This window comes from Chromobacterium sp. ASV23, assembly GCF_016428945.1.
Lineage (GTDB): Bacteria > Pseudomonadota > Gammaproteobacteria > Burkholderiales > Chromobacteriaceae > Chromobacterium > Chromobacterium sinusclupearum.
This window is the reverse complement of record NZ_JAELTR010000070.1, coordinates 1-18,584: the sequence shown is the minus strand read 5'-3', so window position 1 is coordinate 18,584 and position 18,584 is coordinate 1. Positions and strand designations below refer to the sequence as shown.

Sequence of the window (18,584 nt, the reverse complement as noted above, 5' to 3'; positions counted from 1 at the left end):
GAGTCTCGTGGGCTCGGAGATGTGTATAAGAGACAGCAATGGCACATCAATGCCTTGAATCATCACGCTTACGTTATCAGGCTTACTTGTAGCTATTTTCTTTAGAATATCTACTTGTGCCTCCTTGGAAAGACACTCAATTCCATCAGCAACATTTCTATATTGCTCATAAGCCCAGCTCTCAGCACGTGGAATAGTTACTCTCTGTGAAAAATTCGAATCCAAGCCTTTGCCCGAGCCAAGAAAATTTTTGCTTAGCAGTTCATCACAGAATAGTTCCAGATCATCTAAAACTTGACTACCAACTGGAATTCCACCTCCGCTGATCGATGCTTGCGACGCAACAGCTTCTCTACTTTCAGAACGGTTTAACAAATAAGAGCTTCCCAAAGAAACTGTTGGAATCATGACTTTCCCTTTGCCAGAAAAATTTAAAAAATCCACATCGCAAAATGATATATGCAAATCCAATGAAATCATTATTCAAAGGAGTTATGCCTGTATATCTCACTCCGCATCAATCCATCTTTTAAAAATCGCTCATGCATAAATCTCATTATGTTGTGCCATCACGCCACACAACACCCACCGCGCGACACTCCGCGCCGGCCTGTGCAAACTGGCCGGCATGGATAATTTCGCTGACCTCTCCCGCCGCATCGAAAGCCTGATCCGCCTCGGCACCATCGCCGAGGTGAATCACGCCGCACGGCGCGTACGCGTGCAAACCGGCGCGCTGACCAGCAACTGGCTGCCCTGGGGCGCCCGCCGCGCCGGGCAAACCCGCGACTGGAACCCGCCCACGGCTGGCGAACAGATAGTGCTGCTCTGCCCCAGCGGCGACCCGGCCGGCGGCGTGGCGCTGCTGGCCATCTATTCCGACGCATTCGACGCGCCATCCAGCAACCCGGACGAGCATCTGCGCGTCTACCCGGACGGCGCCCGCATCCTCTACAACCACGCCACCGGCGCGCTGTCCGTCACCGGCATTCAAACTGCCCTGGTGCAAGCCGCGCAGCGCGTCACCGTGGATTGCCCGGAGTCGCTGTTTACCGGCAACGTCACCATCCAAGGCAAGCTGACCGTGCTGGGCGACGTGTTCGCCAAGGCCCGCGCCACCGTGTCCGGCCTGTTCAGCTATCTGGCCGGGATGTCCGGTTCCGGCGGCGCAGGCGGCGCCACCGCCATCAGCGGCCGCATCACCCATAGCGGCGGCCAGCTGTCGTCCAATGGCGTGGTGCTGGACAGTCACACCCACCCGGACGCGCACGGCGGCAACACCGGAGGGCCGAACCGATGAACGTGCATGGCCTCAATCCCGCCACCGGCCGCAACCTGAGCGGCGATGACCACCTGCGCCGCAGCATCGCCTGCATCCTCACCACGCCGCGCGGCTCGCGCCTGGCGCGCCGGACGTTCGGTTCGCTGCTGCCGGAGCTGATCGACCAGCCGCTGAATGGCAAAACCCGCATGCAGGCGATGGCCGCCAGCGTGATGGCGCTGGCCGAATGGGAGCCGCGCATCGAGCTGTCGCGCGTGCTGCTCAGCGTCGGCAGCGGCGACCAAGCCGGCCGCCTCACCATCGACATCGAAGCCAAGCGCCGCGATAGCGGCCAGCCCTTGGCCTATTCCATCCCCGTGCGAGGCTGACCATGGCAATCGACCTCACTCGCCTGCCCGCGCCGGCCGTCATCGAGCCGCTGGACTACGAAACCCTGCTGGCCGAGTACAAGGCCCAGCTGCTGCAACTGGCGCCCGCCGAACTGCGCGCCAGCATCGCCGCGTCGCTGCAACTGGAAAGCGAATCGCTAACCCTGCTGCTGGAGCTGGCCGCCTACTGCGACCTGCTGCAGCGCCAACGCATCAACGAGGCGGCCAAAGCCTCGCTGCTCGCATACGCGGAGAAAACCGACCTCGACAACCGCGCCGCCGACTACGGCGTGCAGCGCTTGCTGATCCAGCCGGCCAACCCGGACGCCAACCCGCCGACCGACGCCATATGGGAAAGCGACGAGCGCCTGCGCTACCGCTGCCAGATGGCGTTGGAAGGGTTGGCCACCGCAGGGCCGCGCGGCGCTTACAAATTCCATGCGCTCAGCGCCTCGGCCGAGGTGGCCGACGTCGATATCGATACCCCGGCGGGCGGCCGCGTGCGCGTCTGGCTGCTCGGACAAAGCGGCGCCGCCAGCCAGGCGCTATGCGACACCGTCGCCGCGGCGCTCAACGTAGAACGCATTCGGCCGCTGTGCGACACCGTGGAAGTGCGCGCCGCGCAGCCGCGGGCCTTCCAGATCGACGCCACGCTGATCTATCAGCCTGACGGCGAATCCATCAGCGACGGCGTAGACGGCGCCCGCCAGCGCCTGGCCGCCATGCTGGCCGAGCGACGCAAGATCGGCGGCGGCGTGCCGCGCTCGGCGATAGACGCCGCGCTGCATGTGCCAGGCATCGACCGCGTCATCCTGACCAGCCCGGCGCTGGATCTGCAATGCGGCGGCGGCCAATTCCCCGACTGCACCGCTATCAGGATAGCGCCATGAGTCGCCAGCTACTGCCGCCCAACGCCACGCTGCTGGAAGCGGCGCTGGCCGATACGCTGCAAACCAACATCAACCCGTCGCCGCTGCGCGGCATCGCCGACAGCGCGCGCTGTCCGGACGCAATGCTGCCCTGGCTGGCCTGGGAGCGCAGCGTCGAAAACCTCAGCGCCGCCGCCACCGTGCCGCAGATGCGCGCGCTGATCCGCTCTTCCATCGAGGTGCATCGCCGCAAGGGCACGCTGGCGGCCGTGCGCCAAGTGTTCCGGGATCTCGACCTTGGCGAGGTGCGGATCGATGAAGGCAACAACCGCTATACCGCCAACGGCGACATGACGGCGGATGGTTTTTGCACTGCCGGCGACCCGGACGGCTGGGCCGAATACCGCGTCCGCATCGACAAGATGTTGGATGTGGACCAAGCCGCCGCTGCCCGCCGCATCCTCAACGACATCGCCCCCGCGCGCTGCGTGCTGTGGGGTCTGGACTTCACCGGCGCCACGCTGATCGCCAACGGCTACGCCCAGGCAAATGGCAAATACACAGCAGGAGTAATCACCGCATGACAGCCCTACCCATTCCGCAAAAACCCGGCTGGCCATCCATCACCCAATACGAGGTCACGGAGCGGCTGCTAGGCGGCCCCGGCGGGCCACTCAACCGCGCCCCGTCTGAGCTGCTGGAGCGGACGGAGTTTCTGAAAAAGCAGATCGACGACATCGTGTCCGGCGCCCTGGTGGCGGAATACGCCGACCGTCTCAAAACCGCCCGCAATATCGCCATGACCGGCGATGGCAGCTGGAGCGTCGCCTTCGACGGCAACGGCAACGTCAGCGGCGCGCTGACGCTGGCCAACAGTGGCGTCAGCGCGGGCAACTACGGCATGGTGACAGTGGACGCCAAGGGCCGCGTGACAGCTGGACGGCAGATGCAGGCGGCCGACGTGCCGGCGCTGGACTGGAGCAAGATTGCTTCTGGTAAACCCACCACGCTGGCGGGCTACGGCATCACCGATGCCGCCCGTTCACGCGACACCGTACTCACGGGTACGGCTCATATAGAGCGTATTGCGTCAGACGTGGTGATTACCGCGCAAGATGGCACCAATGAAGGCGGGCAGATCAATTTCGAATGCGCCCCCCAATCAACACTGAACGGACATGTTGGAATTGATGTCTGGCAAAATTTCCTGCGCATTTTTGAGACTGGCGGCGCCAATCGTGGGGTGTCGATCCCGATTGATGAACTGCTCCCGAACATTGGTACTCGTCTGCTAACCAATCACGAGGAAGAGATCTGCGCCGGAGCAGTACGCGCCAAAAAAGGCCCTCCAAACAACGCAGACGAGTCACGCTGCGGATTTGCATTCGAAAACGATGGCGATACCGGACTGTTTGCGGTAGGTGGGGCCGGGTCTAACACCGGCACCGAGGAGTTGTCACTCTGGGTCGACAAACAACCGATATTCGCGGCCCGCCGCTTAGGGCTGTGGCATCCGGTGTACGGCTGGTTGCATGAGAAATTCGCATCGAAGGCGACCACGCTCGCGGGGTATGGGATTGCGGATGCCGTTGCAGCGGCCGATCTCGCCGCGCGAGGGCTTTTCGGACGAGCTGCAAACATTAGTGCGGGATCGTGTCTCGATATACGCCCGAACGGGTTGTATCACGTGAGCGAGAAGGCCGCTGATCGGCCCGTAAACAGCAACGGCATGCTCCTGGCAAATTTCCTGAGTGCCGAATGGGGGGCGCTGACGTATTACGCCTGGGGTGGCGCGACATTTGAAGCTCGGCTGGAGGGCGGGATGTGGAAGCCGTGGCGGCAGATGGGCGATGCGAACGCCGTCACCGCCGCCGCTCCGCCCGGCCAAGTTGCCCATTTCGCAATGTCCACTCCGCCCGCCGGCTGGGTCAAATGCGACGGTTCGCTGCTACTGCGCACATCCTACCCCGCATTGTTTGCCGCCATCGGCACCACCTTCGGCGCAGGCGACGGTAAAACAACCTTCGGTGTACCAGACCTGCGCGGCGAGTTCGTGCGGGGGTGGTGTGATGGCCGAAATGTCGATGCGGGTCGCCCATTTGGCTCGGCGCAGGCCGACATGCTGATAGTGCATAGCCATAGCTATTACACCGTTGGCGCCGCAGAAGGGGGGATTCCTACCGCGACGCCAAGCGCTGCATCCAAAGCCATGGCGCCGGCACAGACAAACGAGGCAGGGGGATCGGAAACCCGCCCCCGCAACATCGCGCTGCTCGCCTGCATCAAAATCTGACGGAGATATCCATGTCTGAAATCGAACAAAAAACCGTCTATAGCTACACCGCTCAAACCGGCGAATATGCCGGCGAAACCACCGCCATGCGCTCGCCGCTGGATGAAGACGAGGTCTATCTGATCCCGGCCTGGGCGGCAGACCTCGCCCCGCCGACAGTTGGCAAGCGCGCGACCGCAGTTTTTCGGGCTGACGACGGCAGCGTGCCCAGCCACTGCTTGAACGGCGGCAGCTGGCAGCTGCTACCTGACTGGCGCGGCGTGCCGCTGTGGAGCAAAACCACGGCGCAGCCGGTGACTGCACAACTCGGCGACACGCCCGACAGCCTGGGCGCCACGGAACTAGAGCCGCCGCCGTTTGGCGTATGGAAGGGCAAGAGCTGGGAAGTGGACAAAGCGGCCGAGTTGGCCGCGCAAACCGCCGCCGCCGAGGCCGAGATTGACGCCAGGCGCAGCCTGGCTGACGCCGCCATCGTCCCACTGCAGGATGCCGCCGATCTGAAGATTGCCACCACCACCGAGGCCGACCTACTCACGGCCTGGCGCCGCTACCGGGTGGAGCTGTCGCGCGTAGCGCAACAACCCGGCTTCCCCGCCAAGATCGACTGGCCCACGCCACCGGGAACTGATTGACGAAAGCCCCGCACCCGCGGGGCTTATTCATTGCCGGCTATCAAGCGGCCTGTTGCTCGATCTGCTCCGCCTCATACCTCAGCGCCGCGGCGGCGCTGACGGCGAAGAAGTGGATCGACGGGTCTTCATGATGGCTGGCGAAGGTCTCGCCCAAGTGCGCCAGGCAGACGCAGAGGTTTTCTAGCGTCTCGCGCGGGTCATGTCCGATCAGGGGATTCAAGGTGTTGGCAACGGAACGATTGTGCATTTCTAACCTCATTTATTATTGAATTAGGCAATTAAATGCCAAGCCGTTATTTTTACGAAATTGTTACAGATTTGATATTGTCGTTTAAGCCAACCCGCTGCATAACCTCCGGCAAAAAAATGTGCGCCACCAGCAAGCGCGCATCCAGCCGCTTGCCCGCTTCAGATTTAAGCCCAAGTTTTCTATAGGCATTTTCGATATGGGCGCGGATGGTTCTTTCAGTGATGCCCAGCGCTTGCGCAGCATCGCGGTAACTGCGGCCAGCGGCGATAAGTAAAACTACGGACACTTCCGCATCGGTTAAACGCCCCAACTGCTTCGCTTCCCTCTGCTGACGCCGCGCAGTTTCGGCCAGCAACTGCCGCAAATCCGCCGCCATCCTGGCGCGCAAATGTAGCGGCGCATCCGATTGCCCCACATCCGCCATCCAATTTAACAACGTGAGCATATCCACTGAATCCGCCTTCTCCAGAAATCGCTGGATCAGATCGGAAGCGGGAACGGGCATAGACTCCTAAGCAAAATGCGGTCAAACACCATGCTAGGTTGTGCCGCAGCCTGATACAACAAGCACCGCTCGCGCCGGAATATCACGCGGGGCAACATGCTCAGAACCTCACCCGGAGACTGAGACATGCCCCAGGACTACCACCACGGCGTCCGCGTGCTGGAAATCAACACCGGCACGCGCCCCATTCGCACTATTTCCACCGCCGTCATCGGCATGGTCTGCACCGCGGACGATGCCGACCCGGCGGCCTTCCCGCTGGACGTCCCGGTCTTGCTGACCGACGTGCAAGCCGCCATCGGCAAGGCCGGCAGCAAAGGCACCCTGGCCGCCAGCCTGCAAGCCATCGCCGACAACGCCAGCCCGCTGGTGGTGGTGGTGCGCGTCAAAACCGGCAAGGACGCGGCGGAACAAAACAGCCTGATCATTGGCGCCACCACACCCGCCGGCCAAAACACCGGCCTGAAGGCGCTGCTCAGCGCCCAGCAGCGCGTCGGCGTGCGTCCGCGCATCCTGGGCGTGCCGGCGCTGGACACTCTGCCGGTGGCCACCGAGCTGGCCGCCCTCGCCGCCAAGCTGCGCGCCTTCGGCTACGTCAGCGCCAACGGCTGCAAAACCAAGGAAGATGCCGCCGCCTACCGCCAAAACTTTGGCCAACGCGAGCTGATGGTCATCTGGCCGGACTTCACCGCCTGGGATGGCGTGGCCAACAAGGACATGCCCGCCCCTGCCGTCGCCCGCGCGCTGGGCCTGCGCGCCATGCTGGACGAAACCCAGGGCTGGCATAAGACGCTGTCCAATGTGGTGGTGCAAGGCGTCACCGGCATCAGCCAGGATGTTTACTGGGACTTGCAGAACCCGGCCACCGACGCCGGCTTCCTCAACGAAAAATCCATCACCACCCTGATCCGCCGCGACGGCTTCCGTTTTTGGGGCAGCCGGACTTGCAGCGACGATCCGCTGTTCGCGTTCGAGTCCTACACCCGCACCGCTCAGGTGCTGGCCGACACCCTGGCGGAAGCGCATATGTGGGCCATGGATAAGCCGCTCACGCCTACGCTGGTGAAAGACATCGTGGACGGCGTCAACGCCAAGGGCCGCGAGCTGGTGACCAATGGCTATCTGCTGGGCTTTACCTGCTGGTACGACGCCACCGTCAACGACAAGGACACGCTCAAGACCGGCAAGCTGGCCATCGACTACGACTACACCCCCATTCCGCCGCTGGAAAACCTGATGCTGCGCCAACGCATCACCGACCGTTACCTGATCGACTTCGCGTCCAAGGTCAACGGCTAACAGGAGACAACCATGGCCGCACTGCCGCGCACCCTGCGCAAATTCAACCTGTTCAACGACGGCATGTCCTTCATCGCCGAATGCCTGTCGGTCAAGCTGCCGGCGCTGAAAATGAAAACCGAGGACTACACCGGCGCCGGCATGATCGGCCCGGTGGCGCTGCTCAAGGGCGTGGAAAAGCTGGAGATGGAACACACCTACAACGGCCCCATCCCGGAAATCATCGCCACCTTCGGCGCGGAAAAGCACGACGCCGCCAAGCTGCGCTGGATGGGCAGCTATTCAAACGAAGCCACCGGCGAGAGCCACGCCGTGGAAATCGTCGCCGCCGGCCGCCACAACGAACTGGACTCTGGCGATGCCAAGGCCGGCGAGAACGGCGAGTTCAAGGTTAAGACCGACCTGACCTACCTGAAATGGATCATGGACGGCAAAGAGCTGATCGAAATCGACATCGTCAACGACGTGTTCAAAGTGGCAGGCCAAGACCGCATGGCCCAGCACCGCGCCAACGTCGGCCTGTAATACCCCTATCTAGGAACCCCAAGCCATGAATGAAAACACCATCCAGCTGGACGCCCCCATCCAACGCGGCGAAACCAAGATCGAAACCATCCAGCTACGCCGCCCCGGCGCTGGCGAGCTGCGCGGCCTCAAGCTGGCCGACGTGCTGCAGCTGGACGTGGACGCCGCCATCAAGCTGCTGCCGCGCCTGTCCATGCCGGCGCTGACGGAAGAAGAAGCCAAGCGGCTGGACCCGGCCGACCTGCTGCAATGCGCCACCGTGGTGGCCGGTTTTTTGTTGAAGAAATCGGAGCAGCCCGCCAGCCCCTCCCCGGCAGCGTAGACGACGCCATCGCCGACATCGCCACCATTTTTCATTGGCCGCCCTCGGCCTATAGCGCCATGCCGCTGGCCGAGCTGGCCAGCTGGCGCGAGGCGGCCCGCCTAAGATCAGGAGCCGCCGACGATGAATAGCCAGCTGAAAATCGAAGTGCTGCTGGCGGCCGTGGACAAACTGACCCGGCCGCTCAAGCAAGCCATGGCCGGCAACCAAGCGCTGGCGCGCGCGGTGAAGGAAAGCCGCGACCAGCTCAAGCAATTCCAAGCCGCGCAAAGCAGCATCGATGCCTTCCGCAAACTCACCAAAGAAAGCAAAGACACCGGCCTGGCGCTGGCCGGCGCGCGCCAACGCTTGGAAGCCGTCCGCCAGCAGATGGAGCAGGCCGGCGGTGCCAGCATCAAACTATCCCGCGAATACGCCGCCGCCGAGCGCGCCGTAGACAAACTTAGCATGGCCCACCGCAAGCGCCTGGATGCCGCCCGCGCCGCGTCTGCCGCGCTGCAGAAAGAAGGCATCGACACCCGCCAACTTTCCGCCACAGAAACCACCCTCGCCGCCCGCATCCAAGAAACCAACCGCGCGCTAGACGCCCGCCAAGGCAAGCTCGATGCCGTAGCCCGCAGGCAGCGGCTGCTCAACGAGGCGCAACAACGCTACAGCCATCAATTGGAAATGCGCGACAAGATGGCAGGCGGCGGCGCGGCCACCGTTGCCACTGGCGCAGCCATTGGCGCGCCAGTGTTCAAAATGGTTGGCGACTTCAGCCAGTTCGAAAACGCCATGCTAGGCGTGGCACGCCAGGTGGACGGCGCCCGCGACGACAACGGCAAGCTGACCGCCACCTATTACGAAATGGGCGATGCCATCAAGGCGATGGCCACGCAAATCCCGATGGCCACTGCTGAGATTGCCGCACTGGTGGAAGGCGGCGCGCGCATGGGCATAAAGGGAAAAGCGGATTTGCTGGAGTTCGCCCGCGTGGCCGCACTGGCCGCCACGGCGTTTGACCTGCCGGCGGACCAGCTATCCGAAGACATGGGCAAGATCGCCAACGTCTACAAAGTGCCGATCAAGAACATCAGCGAGCTGGGCGACGTCATCAACTACCTGGACGACAACGCCCAATCCAAAGGCGCAGATATCATCAATGTGATGCAGCGCATCGCCGGCAACGTCGGCAGCATGGATTACAAGCAGGCGGCCGCCCTGGGCAGCACCTTCCTGTCTCTGGGCGCATCGGCGGAAGTGGCCGCCACCGCCAGCAAAGCCATGGTGCGCGAGCTGCAAATCGCCGCCAAACAACCCAAGCGCTTCCAGCGCGGCCTGAAAGAGCTGGGCCTCAACGCCAAGCAGATCGAAGCGCAGATGGCGCACGATACGACGGGGGCCATCCTCAAAGTCCTAGAGGCCGTCAACAAACTGCCCAAGGTCAAACAAATGGGCGTGATGGTGGATCTGTTCGGCAAGGAATATGGCGACGACGCCGCCAAGCTGGCCGACAACCTGGGCGAGTATCGCAAGCAACTGGCGCTGGTCAACGATGCCAAGGCCAAGGGCAGCATGCAGCGCGAAGGCGACGCCAGCAAAGACACCTTGACTGCACAATGGCGGCTCACCAAGAACCGGCTGTTCAACCAATCGTCGGAAATGGGCAAGGCGCTGCGCCAGCCGCTGATGGACATCATGAAGGCGGCCGCGGATGTACTGGAGCGGATAAGCGCCTGGACCAAAGCCAACCCGGAGCTAGCGGCCACGCTGGTCAAGATCGCCGCGGCCGTATCGGTGCTGCTGGCCGTGGCCGGGACGCTGGGCCTGGCCATCGCCGCTGTCCTTGGCCCCATCGCGCTGGCCCGCCTCAGTCTATCCACCCTGGGCATTCGCGCTGGCGGCGTGGTGGAAAAGCTGGTCGATCTGCGCAAGGCCGGCGCAGGCGCGGGGCAATCCTTATCCGGCAAGCTGTCCAGCGGTGTGGCCGCCGCCAAGCGCGCCGGCCAGGGGCTGGCTGATGTCTGGCGCGCATCCAGCCCGCGCGAACCGCTCAAGCGCCTATGGGCATGGACCAAAGGGCTGAAAACCACCCTGCCCGCCGCCATGCGCGCAGCCGGCGCGCGCAGCGTAGAGCTGGCTCGCGCCATGGGCGCCGGCCTGGTGGACAAGTTCAAGTCCGGCAAGCTCGCCGTCTATAAGTACACCGCCGCGCTCTGGCGCTCCGTTGCCGCCCAGCTGGCGCTGGCGCGCGCCAGCGCTGGGTCAAAACTCGGCGCGGTAACGCAGTATGTCAAAACCCGCGGCGTCAAAGGCATGGCCATGGATGGCCTCAAGGGCGGCGGCAAGCTGATCGGCGGCGGCCTGGCCGCTGCAGCGTCCGGCGCGGCCAGCGCCGTCATGGGCATTGGCCAGGCGCTGCTATTCGTCGGCCGCTTGGCCATGGCCAACCCCATCGGCCTGGTCATCGGCCTGGCCGCTCTGCTCATCTACAAGTATTGGGAACCGATCAAGGCTTGGTTCAGCGGCTTTTGGGAAGGACTGAAAGAAGGGCTGGCCCCGTTGGGTGCCATTTTCGATAAAGTCTTCGCCGCCATCGGCCCGGCGCTGGAACCGCTGCGCCCGGTATGGGATTGGCTGGTCGGCGCGTTCAAGACCGCGTGGGAATGGCTATCCAAGCTGCTGGGGCCGGTGGACGCCAGCAAGCAAAGCCTGGACGCGGCGGCAAACAGCGGCAAGGGCTTCGGCAAGATGCTGGCCGGACTGATCGTCATCGGCGCGGAGCTGGTGGCCAAGTTCGTTACCCTAGGTGTCAATCTGATGTCCGGCCTGGTAACGGGGATCAAGAACGGGCTAGGCATGGTGAAAGACGCCATCACCAGCGCCGGCGAATCCACCATCAACTGGTTCAAGGAAAAGCTGGGCATCCATAGCCCAAGCCGAGTATTCGCCCAGCTAGGCAGCTTCACCATGGCCGGCCTGGAGCAAGGCATAGACAAGGGCCAGGCCGGGCCGCTGGCCAGCATGCGCGAAGCGGCAAAAAAGCTCACCGCCGCCGGCGCCGGCATCGCCATTGCTGCCGCGCCCGCCATGGCCGGCCAACTGGACCACCGCCCGCCGCTGCGCGCCAGCGCGCCGGCCGCGCCCGCCCTGCAGCCCATTTTCCATATCAACGTCCACGCCGCGCCAGGCATGAACGAGCAACAGCTCGCCGCCCTGGTGCAGCGCCAAGTGGCGCAGGCGCTGGCCCAGGCCGCCAGCCAGCAAGCCGCCGCGCGCCGTTCCCGCTTTGGAGACTTCGACTAATGCTAGGCATGCCGATGATGGCCCTGGGCCTGTTCGTGTTCACCCTGGACACCCTGCCCTATCAGGATTTCAAACAGCAATACGGCTGGCGCTGGCCCAGCAATAGCCGCGTGGGCCTGCGCCCGGCCTATCAGTTCCTGGGGCCGGACGAAGAGTGCATCACCCTGTCCGGCCGGCTGATGCCGGAGCTAACCGGCGGCGAAACCGCCCTCAGCCTGCTGCGCCTGATGGCGGACCAAGGCCGCGCCTGGCCGCTGATCGAAGGCACCGGCACGCTGTACGGCTATTTTGTGGTGGAGAAGATGGACATCAGCCGGCAAGAGTTTTTCAGCGACGGCGCGGCTAGGTGCATAGACTTCACCCTGTCGCTCAAGCGCGTGGACGATCAGCTGCTGGATCTGCTCGGCACCGTCACCCACGCCATGCTGGAGCTGATCCAATGAGCGCCGCCGGGCAGCTGTTCGAGCAAACTGCCAGCCAGCTGGATGGCTTGACCAAGCAAGCCAGCCAGACGCTGGATGGTTTGGCCACGCAAGCGTCGGACGCGCTACGCCAGCGCCAGCCGCGCAAACCCGTCTGCCGCATCCTGCTAGGCGGCAAGGACATCACCCGCAACATCACCCCGCGGCTGATCAGCCTAACGCTCACCGACAACAGGGGATTTGAAGCGGACCAGCTGGACATTGTGCTGGACGACAGCGACGGCAAGCTGGACATCCCGGAACGCGGCGTCACCGTCAAGCTGGCGCTGGGCTGGGCAGATGGCTCGCTGGTGGACAAGGGCAGCTACATCGTGGACGAGGTGGAGCACACCGGCACGCCGGACACGCTCACCCTACGCGCCCGCGCCACAGACCTGCGCGCCGGCATCGCCACCAAGCGGGAAAAGAGCTGGCACCAAACCACCTTGGGCACCATCGTGCAAGCCATCGCCAAAGCCAACGGCCTGACGCCGGCCATACCCGCTTGGCTGGCCAAGCAAAAGATCGAACACATCGACCAAACCAGCGAAAGCGACGCCAACCTGCTCAGCCGCCTGGCCGAGCAATACGACGCCATCGCCACCGTCAAGCAAGGCCGGCTGATCTTCTGCAAGGCGGGCGACGCCGAAACCGTCACCGGCCAGCCCTTCCCCGCCTGCCTGATCCGGCGCGGCAGCGGAGACAACCACCGTTTCAACGTGGCCGACCGCGACGCCTACACCGCCGTCAAAGCCTACTGGCATGACGTGCGCGGCGCGAAAAAGGGCGAAGTCATCGTCAACAAGGACACCAAGTTTGAACGCCGCGCCACCGTCACCAAGCTGGGCCGCAAGAGCAAGCGCACCAAGCTGACCGCCATTCAGCAAAAGGGCATCGAGCCCAGCAGCGAAAACATCAAAGTCCTGCGCCACGTCTACGTCAGCGAGGCCACCGCGCTGCAAGGCGCAAAAGCCGCCTGGCAAAAGCTGCAACGCGGCGTGGCGGAATTCTCCATCACCCTGGCCGAAGGCCGCCCGGAGCTGTTCCCGGAACTGCCCGCCCAGGTGCAAGGCTTCAAGCCTGTCATCGACGCCACCGGCTGGGTGCTGAAGAAGGTAACGCACCAGCTGGGTGACGGCGGCTACACCACGGCGCTGGAGCTGGAGACAAGTTTATATAATACGAAGGATTGAATTTAATTACTTTGCCGCTTTCCTTAATTACAAATCACACTTATTTAAACCACCACAAAAAAAATCAGAGACTTACGTCATTACCTTCCATAGGCCCATGGAAAACAAAGTAGGTTTTAGCCTTCCTTAATTTTCCATCATCATGATATGGCTGAAACCTCCACTGATTAACTGCATCCTCACATGCCTTTCGTACCGCTTGGTCCACGTCCCCCACAACGGTTATATTACTAGTACTCCCATCCTCCTGAATAACAAAATGCACCTCCACCCTGCCGGAGAAATTTGTTTCACCAGTTGGATATCGCGGACAAACCTTCTTTATAATTTTTAATGGCTCACGTCCGGCAGGGGAACCAACCATACTCTCTGCCATTGAAAATACGGCAATTAGAGACAGCAGAATAAATAATAACAATCTCAAAACAACCTACCTCAAATAAATTACAGAGCAAGCGATCAGGAAAATGAAGAACAAATTAATCCATCTCAATAACAAAATGATTTTCATTTGGGCCGCCACCTCCGCCCCCACCACCAGTCGAGCCATCATAAATAGTAGGTTCACTACACTCTACATATCCGCTACTTGAACCCAAACTACCCATGCCATCTACTACAGCATTATTTAAAGTACCAACATGAGAGGCATTCACACCTATACAATCTCCTCCACCTATAGTTTTTGGTGTTGGGACAGGTGGTGCAGGTGGTTTATGATTTGTCATTCGTACACCCAGCCCATCCCGACAATCAGACATTACGTCAGCTATAGTTTTGGTACGTTGTACTAAGTCATTGGCAATCGCCAAAGCTTTCGCCCCCTTATACTCCGGAAATGTAAAAAGCGAAGCAACATCCCATGCACAACTTAAAAATTTCCCGCCATCTTTTACATAAAACTCATTGTGATTTTGGGAATCAACGGAACCAGTTGGTGGTTTACCACTTGCTTGTGGCTTTGGCTTTTCATAGACAATAGCCTTTTCTATAACAGAACCATCACTGCCACTAAGTGTTACTACAGCAGCAGGCGTGCCTGCATTCGGGTCAATTTGAGGTACAGAATCATTCCCCCCCGCTGATGAGGACGATGTTGTTTTTGGTACTGTATCATCAGCATATGCAGATAGCTTTGCCCTATCAGCATCCGTGCCTTGATTAAGAACTCTATCACCTGTTGTCATACCACCTATATTGAGACGCATGTCTTTAGCCAGATTATCTTAAAAGCATAATTATGCCATTTGGCTATTTAGCAATTCATTAACAAAAGCGACAATGTGTTAATTTGTATTTTTTTAGCTATGATTAAATGTATGCGTAACACCTACGAAGCAAACTTCATCAAACGATAGACCGTCTCCACACAACCGCCGCCAGGGCAATGACAAAGCGCCTCTTGCTGGAGGCGCTTATTTTTTGAGCGGATGTTGTGACGGGCGGCTGCACAACAGCGCGGCCCGCCGCCAAGCCGCCGGCGCTGCTACAGTGGGCACATCAACATGCCGGAGCGCCCCATGGACTTTAGCTGCCTGAACCACTACGCCACTCTGTCAGACGATGACTTGGATGAAGCCATCGCCACACACTACTGGCGCATTCCCGACGAAGTGCGGGACGCGCCCTACTTCCATCATCCCAACTACTGCCGTGACTGGTTCGAGTCGGCCAAGATCGTGGCGGACATCGCCTTTAATGCGCGGGGGGATGTCCAGGAAAGATTCGATGCTGCCCTGTCACGATTCACCAGCGGCAGTGCCAAGCCGCGCGACATCCTGCTTGTCTGCGCTCCGCGCGAGATCTGCATGGCTGCGCTGTTTGCTTTGCACACCGTCGACCGCTCGCCCCTCCAGCGCCTGGACAATGAAAAAGCGCCTCTTGCCGGAGGCGCTTGTTTGGTTCTGCGATGATATGGGCGGCTGTCATTCCGATTTCATCCTGTAAAGCTGGTGGATCGCCCCTTCGGGGCATCCACCCTACGAGCTTCGCGATATCCGGGGTACGCGGTCAGTAAACACTCGACCAAATAAGCTTAGCCCAACTTACGGCCTTTTCAAGCAACCACTTCAATGCATACTGCCCTTGGGCTAGAACTCCAAGGGCAGCTATAGGGGGAGCGATATAACTAGTTATTGTTTAAATAATTGATATCACCTGTAATGCTTATCGTCAGTCGTGCAATTGGCAAAAACTGATCCATCTCCGGGGGATAGCTAACATGAGTAATACTTTGAGATTTTGGAATTTTCCCTACTGCGAAATTGTATACATCACCGCTCTGGCTTACGGCCTGAATTGACACATCTTCAAATTCATAATTAGCCGAAGTAATGATGAATTCATTGCTTACAGTATCTGCAGCCATGATAAACTTTTGGCCGAATGCTGTAATTGTATTGCTTCCCCAATTCTTAATGCAATAAACAAGTTGCGTCCCATGGTTCCCAATGCCGGGACTATGAACAATTGAGTAGTTTGCAAGCCCAGTCAAGTTCTCAGCTAAATTATGTGTCACATCAATTTTTGCCGCTCCCTTTTTAATTAGCCTTTCTGATAAATTTGGATTCCCGTAAGTGTCAACCGATGTAAAAGTTACAACCCAATCATTATCAGTTGGATTGCTTAATACTGCTTTCTTATCTTCGACACTTATTTGCAATGCACCTAGAGAGACCGGAGAATCTCCATTTCTCGCTTTGAATTGAACTACGGTTTCTCCATTTGCATTTACCGAAAAAATTGCACCTAATCCAGAAGCGATATTACCCACCGTACGCAGTCCTGCACCTACAGATCTCCAAGAAAATCCATCGAGCTGGCTCATTTTCATCTCCGATTAAGTTTGGGGTGACTTGCAGACTAATTATTAGGTGATTTAAATATTATTGCAGGTGTCAATTATGCCAGTGGCAATTAAATGATGAGTCAGAATGCGCTTGGAGTGAAACTGGAATAAATCGAGCCGACAGTGCGTTGTAGAACAAATTCCCCTACCGCCAAGCTTGGTAAGACAGCTACAGCCAGCCCGCACAAGGTTCTGCTGATCCGCGCCGCACGCGAGGTCTGCAAGGCTGCGCTGTTTGCTTTGTCAACCGTCGGCCGCTCGCCCCACGCGCCGCCAGCGCTACCACAATGAAAAAGCGCCTCTTGCGGGAGGCGCTTGTTTGGTTCTGCGATGATATGGACGGCAGTCATTCCGCTCATCCTGCAAAGCTGGTGGATCGCCCCTTCTGGGCATCCACCCTACGAGCTAATAGCTTTCATGTATCCGAAGGACAAGCTCACAAGCCATGCTGTTTAAAAATTGTTTTTAGTTTATCAATGGCGGATTGAGAAAGACGAATACTTTGACTCTTCTTTCCTGCCATCTGGCGCCCTTTTGAGCCGTAAGTGTCCAACTGCAGATAAATATTACCGTTCATATCTCTGATAATCTCGTATGTGCACTCCACCTCTGAATGCATCGAATCCCTTTCAAGCGGCTGATGGGTGATATCCCTTACGATTGCCATTTTAAAACATCCCTCTTTAATATTTAATCCAAGCCTAAAACGGCACAACCAGTCATTAAATCCCAGAATTTCGGGTGAAAACCATTAATTCCACCCTATCAAAATGCTTTCTACATTAACATAGGTAGCTTACCGGCCAAGTCACTACTTGCCAGATCCAACATTTGGGTGAAATAGACATCTTCCAACATACGGCCAGCCATCCTTTCAAACAAAAGGTGAGACCCCTATCAACCCTACAAGCTTTACAATATCCGTGGTACGAGGTGGCACCAAACCACCCTGGGCGCCATTGTGCAGGCCATCGCCAAAGCCAACAGCCTGATGCCGGCCATACCCGCCTGGCTGGCCAAGCAAAAGATCGAACACATCGACCAAACCAGCGAAAGCGACGCCAACCTGCTCAGCCGCCTGGCCGAACAGTACGACGCCATCGCCACCGTCAAGCAAGGCCGGCTGATCTTCTGCAAGGCGGGCGATGCCGAAACCGTCACCGGCCAGCCCTTCCCTGTCTGCCTGATCCGGCGCAGCAGCGGCGACAGCCACCGCTTCAACGTGGCAGACCGCGACGCCTACACCGCCGTCAAAGCCTACTGGCATGACGTGCGCGGCGCGAAGAAAGGCGAAGTCATCGTCAACCAAGACACCAAGTTTGAACGCCGCGCCACCGTCACCAAGCTAGGCCGCAAAAGCAAGCGAACCAAGCTCACCGCCATACAGGCCAAGGGCATGGAACCTAGCAGCGAAAACATCAAAGTCCTGCGCCACATCTACGTCAGCGAGGCCACCGCGCTACAAGGCGCAAAAGCTGCCTGGCAAAAGCTGCAGCGCGGCGTGGCGGAATTCTCCATCACCCTGGCCGAAGGCCGGCCGGAGCTGTTCCCGGAACTGCCCGCCCAGGTGCAAGGCTTCAAGCCCGTCATCGACGCCACCGGCTGGGTGTTGAAGAAAGTCACCCACCAGCTGGGCGACGGCGGTTACACCACCGCACTGGAGCTGGAGACGAGGCTGGATAAAGTCATCGATTAACGCGTGTCTTTAATCTACTAACATTATCCTTAACTGATAAACTATTCCGAGGAGTCCATATCTAGAACAATGCCAGCCCGCCCTATTTCGTCATTTACAATCTCATCCAGATATTTATTTACCATCGTATAATTGAAATTACCGATTTCATCATTAAATATAATTCGTGCAAGTTCATTATAATTTTCATTAAAAACTGGATACGCAACCAAATGATATTTGCTGTCGCTTGGATCATTCAAATTTGTTCTATCAAAAGAAAAAAATCCACATTTTGCATATTCAATAAAATCATGCTTGTATGATTCTTCATCGAAAGCATATTCTTCATTATTAAATTTTTTCTTTTCCGCAAAAATCTCGTCAAGATATGGATTTAACTTCCACTCCATCTTCATTTCAGATGGAAGATTTTTTACTTTCTTCCTTATTTGAAAATGCACTGGGTTTTCGTAAACATCTTTAGAAACCACCCCTCCTGCAGTCGCTATGTGAATACAGCGAGCGCCAAGCAAAATCAAGCGCCAATGCATCCATAGAAATGGAAAATCATACATCTGTCTCTTATACACATCTGACGCTGCCGACGACAGCACGGAGGTGTAGATATCGGGGGGGGGGGGGGGAGGAAAAAAGGGGGGGGGGGGGGGGGGGGGGGGGGGGGGGGGGGGGGGGGGGGGGGGGGGGGGGGGGGGGGGGGGGGGGGGGGGGGGGGGGGGGGGGGGGGGGGGGGGGGGGGGGGGGGGGGGGGGG

At 59.2% G+C, this 18,584-nt stretch carries 22 protein-coding genes; 15 read left to right on the top strand and 7 right to left on the bottom strand.

The features are described 5' to 3' along the window. Positions 1 to 628: 628 nt before the first annotated feature. From JHD59_RS19580 to JHD59_RS19555, 6 genes are read left to right on the top strand one after another with little or no spacing between them, the layout of a single operon-like run. Positions 629 to 1,300, top strand: a complete 672-nt coding sequence (locus JHD59_RS19580) for a phage baseplate assembly protein V (RefSeq protein ID WP_199155476.1) — start codon at positions 629 to 631, stop codon at positions 1,298 to 1,300. Beyond that, positions 1,297 to 1,650, top strand: coding sequence for a GPW/gp25 family protein (locus JHD59_RS19575; protein WP_233164412.1), 354 nt, complete (start codon positions 1,297 to 1,299; stop codon positions 1,648 to 1,650). The genes JHD59_RS19580 and JHD59_RS19575 overlap by 4 nt, the downstream gene beginning before the upstream one ends. A gap of 2 nt (positions 1,651 to 1,652) precedes the next feature. Continuing rightward, positions 1,653 to 2,540, top strand: a complete 888-nt coding sequence (locus tag JHD59_RS19570; protein ID WP_199155475.1) for a baseplate J/gp47 family protein — start codon at positions 1,653 to 1,655, stop codon at positions 2,538 to 2,540. Then, on the top strand, positions 2,537 to 3,103 hold the full coding sequence (locus JHD59_RS19565) for a phage tail protein I (RefSeq protein WP_199155474.1): 567 nt from the start codon (positions 2,537 to 2,539) through the stop codon (positions 3,101 to 3,103). The genes JHD59_RS19570 and JHD59_RS19565 overlap by 4 nt, the downstream gene beginning before the upstream one ends. After that, positions 3,100 to 4,812 (top strand): tail fiber protein, encoded by a 1,713-nt coding sequence (locus JHD59_RS22905; RefSeq protein ID WP_233164411.1) that lies wholly within the window; start codon positions 3,100 to 3,102, stop codon positions 4,810 to 4,812. The genes JHD59_RS19565 and JHD59_RS22905 overlap by 4 nt, the downstream gene beginning before the upstream one ends. A gap of 11 nt (positions 4,813 to 4,823) precedes the next feature. Beyond that, positions 4,824 to 5,444 carry a tail fiber assembly protein gene (locus JHD59_RS19555; protein WP_199155473.1) on the top strand — a complete coding sequence of 207 codons (621 nt, stop codon included), beginning with the start codon at positions 4,824 to 4,826 and terminating at the stop codon, positions 5,442 to 5,444. Between the two features lie 40 nt (positions 5,445 to 5,484). Here JHD59_RS19555 and JHD59_RS19550 read toward each other — a convergent pair whose 3' ends face one another. After that, positions 5,485 to 5,691, bottom strand: a complete 207-nt coding sequence (locus JHD59_RS19550) for a hypothetical protein (RefSeq protein WP_103321538.1) — start codon at positions 5,689 to 5,691, stop codon at positions 5,485 to 5,487. Between the two features lie 52 nt (positions 5,692 to 5,743). Continuing rightward, positions 5,744 to 6,199: a helix-turn-helix transcriptional regulator gene (locus JHD59_RS19545; RefSeq protein ID WP_199155472.1), complete on the bottom strand. Its 456-nt coding sequence runs from the start codon at positions 6,197 to 6,199 to the stop codon at positions 5,744 to 5,746. Positions 6,200 to 6,325: 126 nt separating this feature from the next. Between JHD59_RS19545 and JHD59_RS19540 the strand changes: the two genes are divergently transcribed. The 7 genes from JHD59_RS19540 to JHD59_RS19510 are packed head-to-tail and all read left to right on the top strand — an operon-like array spanning position 6,326 to position 13,287. Then, positions 6,326 to 7,498: a phage tail sheath protein gene (locus JHD59_RS19540; protein ID WP_199155471.1), complete on the top strand. Its 1,173-nt coding sequence runs from the start codon at positions 6,326 to 6,328 to the stop codon at positions 7,496 to 7,498. Positions 7,499 to 7,510: 12 nt separating this feature from the next. After that, positions 7,511 to 8,023 (top strand): phage major tail tube protein, encoded by a 513-nt coding sequence (locus JHD59_RS19535; protein ID WP_071110312.1) that lies wholly within the window; start codon positions 7,511 to 7,513, stop codon positions 8,021 to 8,023. A gap of 25 nt (positions 8,024 to 8,048) precedes the next feature. Then, on the top strand, positions 8,049 to 8,345 hold the full coding sequence (locus tag JHD59_RS19530) for a phage tail assembly protein (RefSeq protein WP_199155470.1): 297 nt from the start codon (positions 8,049 to 8,051) through the stop codon (positions 8,343 to 8,345). Beyond that, complete coding sequence (locus tag JHD59_RS23130; protein WP_081571663.1) at positions 8,273 to 8,476, top strand: GpE family phage tail protein; 204 nt, start codon at positions 8,273 to 8,275, stop codon at positions 8,474 to 8,476. The genes JHD59_RS19530 and JHD59_RS23130 overlap by 73 nt, the downstream gene beginning before the upstream one ends. Continuing rightward, complete coding sequence (locus JHD59_RS19520; protein ID WP_199155469.1) at positions 8,469 to 11,633, top strand: phage tail tape measure protein; 3,165 nt, start codon at positions 8,469 to 8,471, stop codon at positions 11,631 to 11,633. The genes JHD59_RS23130 and JHD59_RS19520 overlap by 8 nt, the downstream gene beginning before the upstream one ends. Further along, entirely contained in the window at positions 11,633 to 12,076 is a 444-nt protein-coding gene (locus JHD59_RS19515) for a phage tail protein (protein ID WP_043627261.1), read from the top strand. Before JHD59_RS19520 ends, JHD59_RS19515 begins: the two co-directional genes overlap by 1 nt. Then, positions 12,073 to 13,287, top strand: a complete 1,215-nt coding sequence (locus JHD59_RS19510; RefSeq protein ID WP_199155468.1) for a phage late control D family protein — start codon at positions 12,073 to 12,075, stop codon at positions 13,285 to 13,287. Before JHD59_RS19515 ends, JHD59_RS19510 begins: the two co-directional genes overlap by 4 nt. A gap of 64 nt (positions 13,288 to 13,351) precedes the next feature. Here JHD59_RS19510 and JHD59_RS23355 read toward each other — a convergent pair whose 3' ends face one another. Together JHD59_RS23355 and JHD59_RS19500 are read right to left on the bottom strand one after the other, a co-directional pair. Then, positions 13,352 to 13,651 (bottom strand): energy transducer TonB, encoded by a 300-nt coding sequence (locus tag JHD59_RS23355; RefSeq protein WP_368671626.1) that lies wholly within the window; start codon positions 13,649 to 13,651, stop codon positions 13,352 to 13,354. A 115-nt stretch (positions 13,652 to 13,766) separates the two neighbouring features. Then, complete coding sequence (locus JHD59_RS19500) at positions 13,767 to 14,495, bottom strand: hypothetical protein (RefSeq protein ID WP_199155466.1); 729 nt, start codon at positions 14,493 to 14,495, stop codon at positions 13,767 to 13,769. A gap of 312 nt (positions 14,496 to 14,807) precedes the next feature. Here JHD59_RS19500 and JHD59_RS19495 point away from each other — a divergent pair, with 312 nt between their 5' ends. Then, a complete protein-coding gene (locus JHD59_RS19495) occupies positions 14,808 to 15,200 on the top strand; it encodes a hypothetical protein (protein ID WP_199155465.1) in 393 nt (130 codons plus the stop codon). Positions 15,201 to 15,415: 215 nt separating this feature from the next. Here the strand turns inward: JHD59_RS19495 and JHD59_RS19490 are convergent, their stop codons facing one another. Next, a complete protein-coding gene (locus JHD59_RS19490; RefSeq protein ID WP_199155464.1) occupies positions 15,416 to 16,114 on the bottom strand; it encodes a hypothetical protein in 699 nt (232 codons plus the stop codon). Between the two features lie 457 nt (positions 16,115 to 16,571). Further along, positions 16,572 to 16,802, bottom strand: a complete 231-nt coding sequence (locus tag JHD59_RS19485; RefSeq protein WP_199155463.1) for a hypothetical protein — start codon at positions 16,800 to 16,802, stop codon at positions 16,572 to 16,574. Between the two features lie 252 nt (positions 16,803 to 17,054). On the opposite strand from JHD59_RS19485, the gene JHD59_RS19480 reads away from it, so the two are divergent. Next, on the top strand, positions 17,055 to 17,831 hold the full coding sequence (locus JHD59_RS19480) for a contractile injection system protein, VgrG/Pvc8 family (RefSeq protein WP_368671625.1): 777 nt from the start codon (positions 17,055 to 17,057) through the stop codon (positions 17,829 to 17,831). A gap of 41 nt (positions 17,832 to 17,872) precedes the next feature. Here JHD59_RS19480 and JHD59_RS19475 read toward each other — a convergent pair whose 3' ends face one another. Next, a complete protein-coding gene (locus tag JHD59_RS19475) occupies positions 17,873 to 18,388 on the bottom strand; it encodes a hypothetical protein (protein ID WP_199155461.1) in 516 nt (171 codons plus the stop codon). Positions 18,389 to 18,584 lie beyond the last annotated feature (196 nt).

Coding starts and splice junctions, on each gene's coding strand:
- JHD59_RS23130 (WP_081571663.1), top strand. CDS start 8,273: ATGCGCCACCGTGGTGGCCGGTTTTTTGTTGAAGAAATCGGAGCAGCC.
- JHD59_RS19580 (WP_199155476.1), top strand. CDS start 629: ATGGATAATTTCGCTGACCTCTCCCGCCGCATCGAAAGCCTGATCCGC.
- JHD59_RS19520 (WP_199155469.1), top strand. CDS start 8,469: ATGAATAGCCAGCTGAAAATCGAAGTGCTGCTGGCGGCCGTGGACAAA.
- JHD59_RS19570 (WP_199155475.1), top strand. CDS start 1,653: ATGGCAATCGACCTCACTCGCCTGCCCGCGCCGGCCGTCATCGAGCCG.
- JHD59_RS22905 (WP_233164411.1), top strand. CDS start 3,100: ATGACAGCCCTACCCATTCCGCAAAAACCCGGCTGGCCATCCATCACC.
- JHD59_RS19495 (WP_199155465.1), top strand. CDS start 14,808: ATGGACTTTAGCTGCCTGAACCACTACGCCACTCTGTCAGACGATGAC.
- JHD59_RS19510 (WP_199155468.1), top strand. CDS start 12,073: ATGAGCGCCGCCGGGCAGCTGTTCGAGCAAACTGCCAGCCAGCTGGAT.
- JHD59_RS19535 (WP_071110312.1), top strand. CDS start 7,511: ATGGCCGCACTGCCGCGCACCCTGCGCAAATTCAACCTGTTCAACGAC.
- JHD59_RS19490 (WP_199155464.1), bottom strand. CDS start 16,114: ATGAGCCAGCTCGATGGATTTTCTTGGAGATCTGTAGGTGCAGGACTG.
- JHD59_RS19500 (WP_199155466.1), bottom strand. CDS start 14,495: ATGCGTCTCAATATAGGTGGTATGACAACAGGTGATAGAGTTCTTAAT.
- JHD59_RS19575 (WP_233164412.1), top strand. CDS start 1,297: ATGAACGTGCATGGCCTCAATCCCGCCACCGGCCGCAACCTGAGCGGC.
- JHD59_RS19550 (WP_103321538.1), bottom strand. CDS start 5,691: ATGCACAATCGTTCCGTTGCCAACACCTTGAATCCCCTGATCGGACAT.
- JHD59_RS19555 (WP_199155473.1), top strand. CDS start 4,824: ATGTCTGAAATCGAACAAAAAACCGTCTATAGCTACACCGCTCAAACC.
- JHD59_RS19475 (WP_199155461.1), bottom strand. CDS start 18,388: ATGTATGATTTTCCATTTCTATGGATGCATTGGCGCTTGATTTTGCTT.
- JHD59_RS19540 (WP_199155471.1), top strand. CDS start 6,326: ATGCCCCAGGACTACCACCACGGCGTCCGCGTGCTGGAAATCAACACC.
- JHD59_RS19530 (WP_199155470.1), top strand. CDS start 8,049: ATGAATGAAAACACCATCCAGCTGGACGCCCCCATCCAACGCGGCGAA.
- JHD59_RS19545 (WP_199155472.1), bottom strand. CDS start 6,199: ATGCCCGTTCCCGCTTCCGATCTGATCCAGCGATTTCTGGAGAAGGCG.
- JHD59_RS19565 (WP_199155474.1), top strand. CDS start 2,537: ATGAGTCGCCAGCTACTGCCGCCCAACGCCACGCTGCTGGAAGCGGCG.
- JHD59_RS19515 (WP_043627261.1), top strand. CDS start 11,633: ATGCTAGGCATGCCGATGATGGCCCTGGGCCTGTTCGTGTTCACCCTG.
- JHD59_RS19485 (WP_199155463.1), bottom strand. CDS start 16,802: ATGGCAATCGTAAGGGATATCACCCATCAGCCGCTTGAAAGGGATTCG.
- JHD59_RS23355 (WP_368671626.1), bottom strand. CDS start 13,651: ATGGTTGGTTCCCCTGCCGGACGTGAGCCATTAAAAATTATAAAGAAG.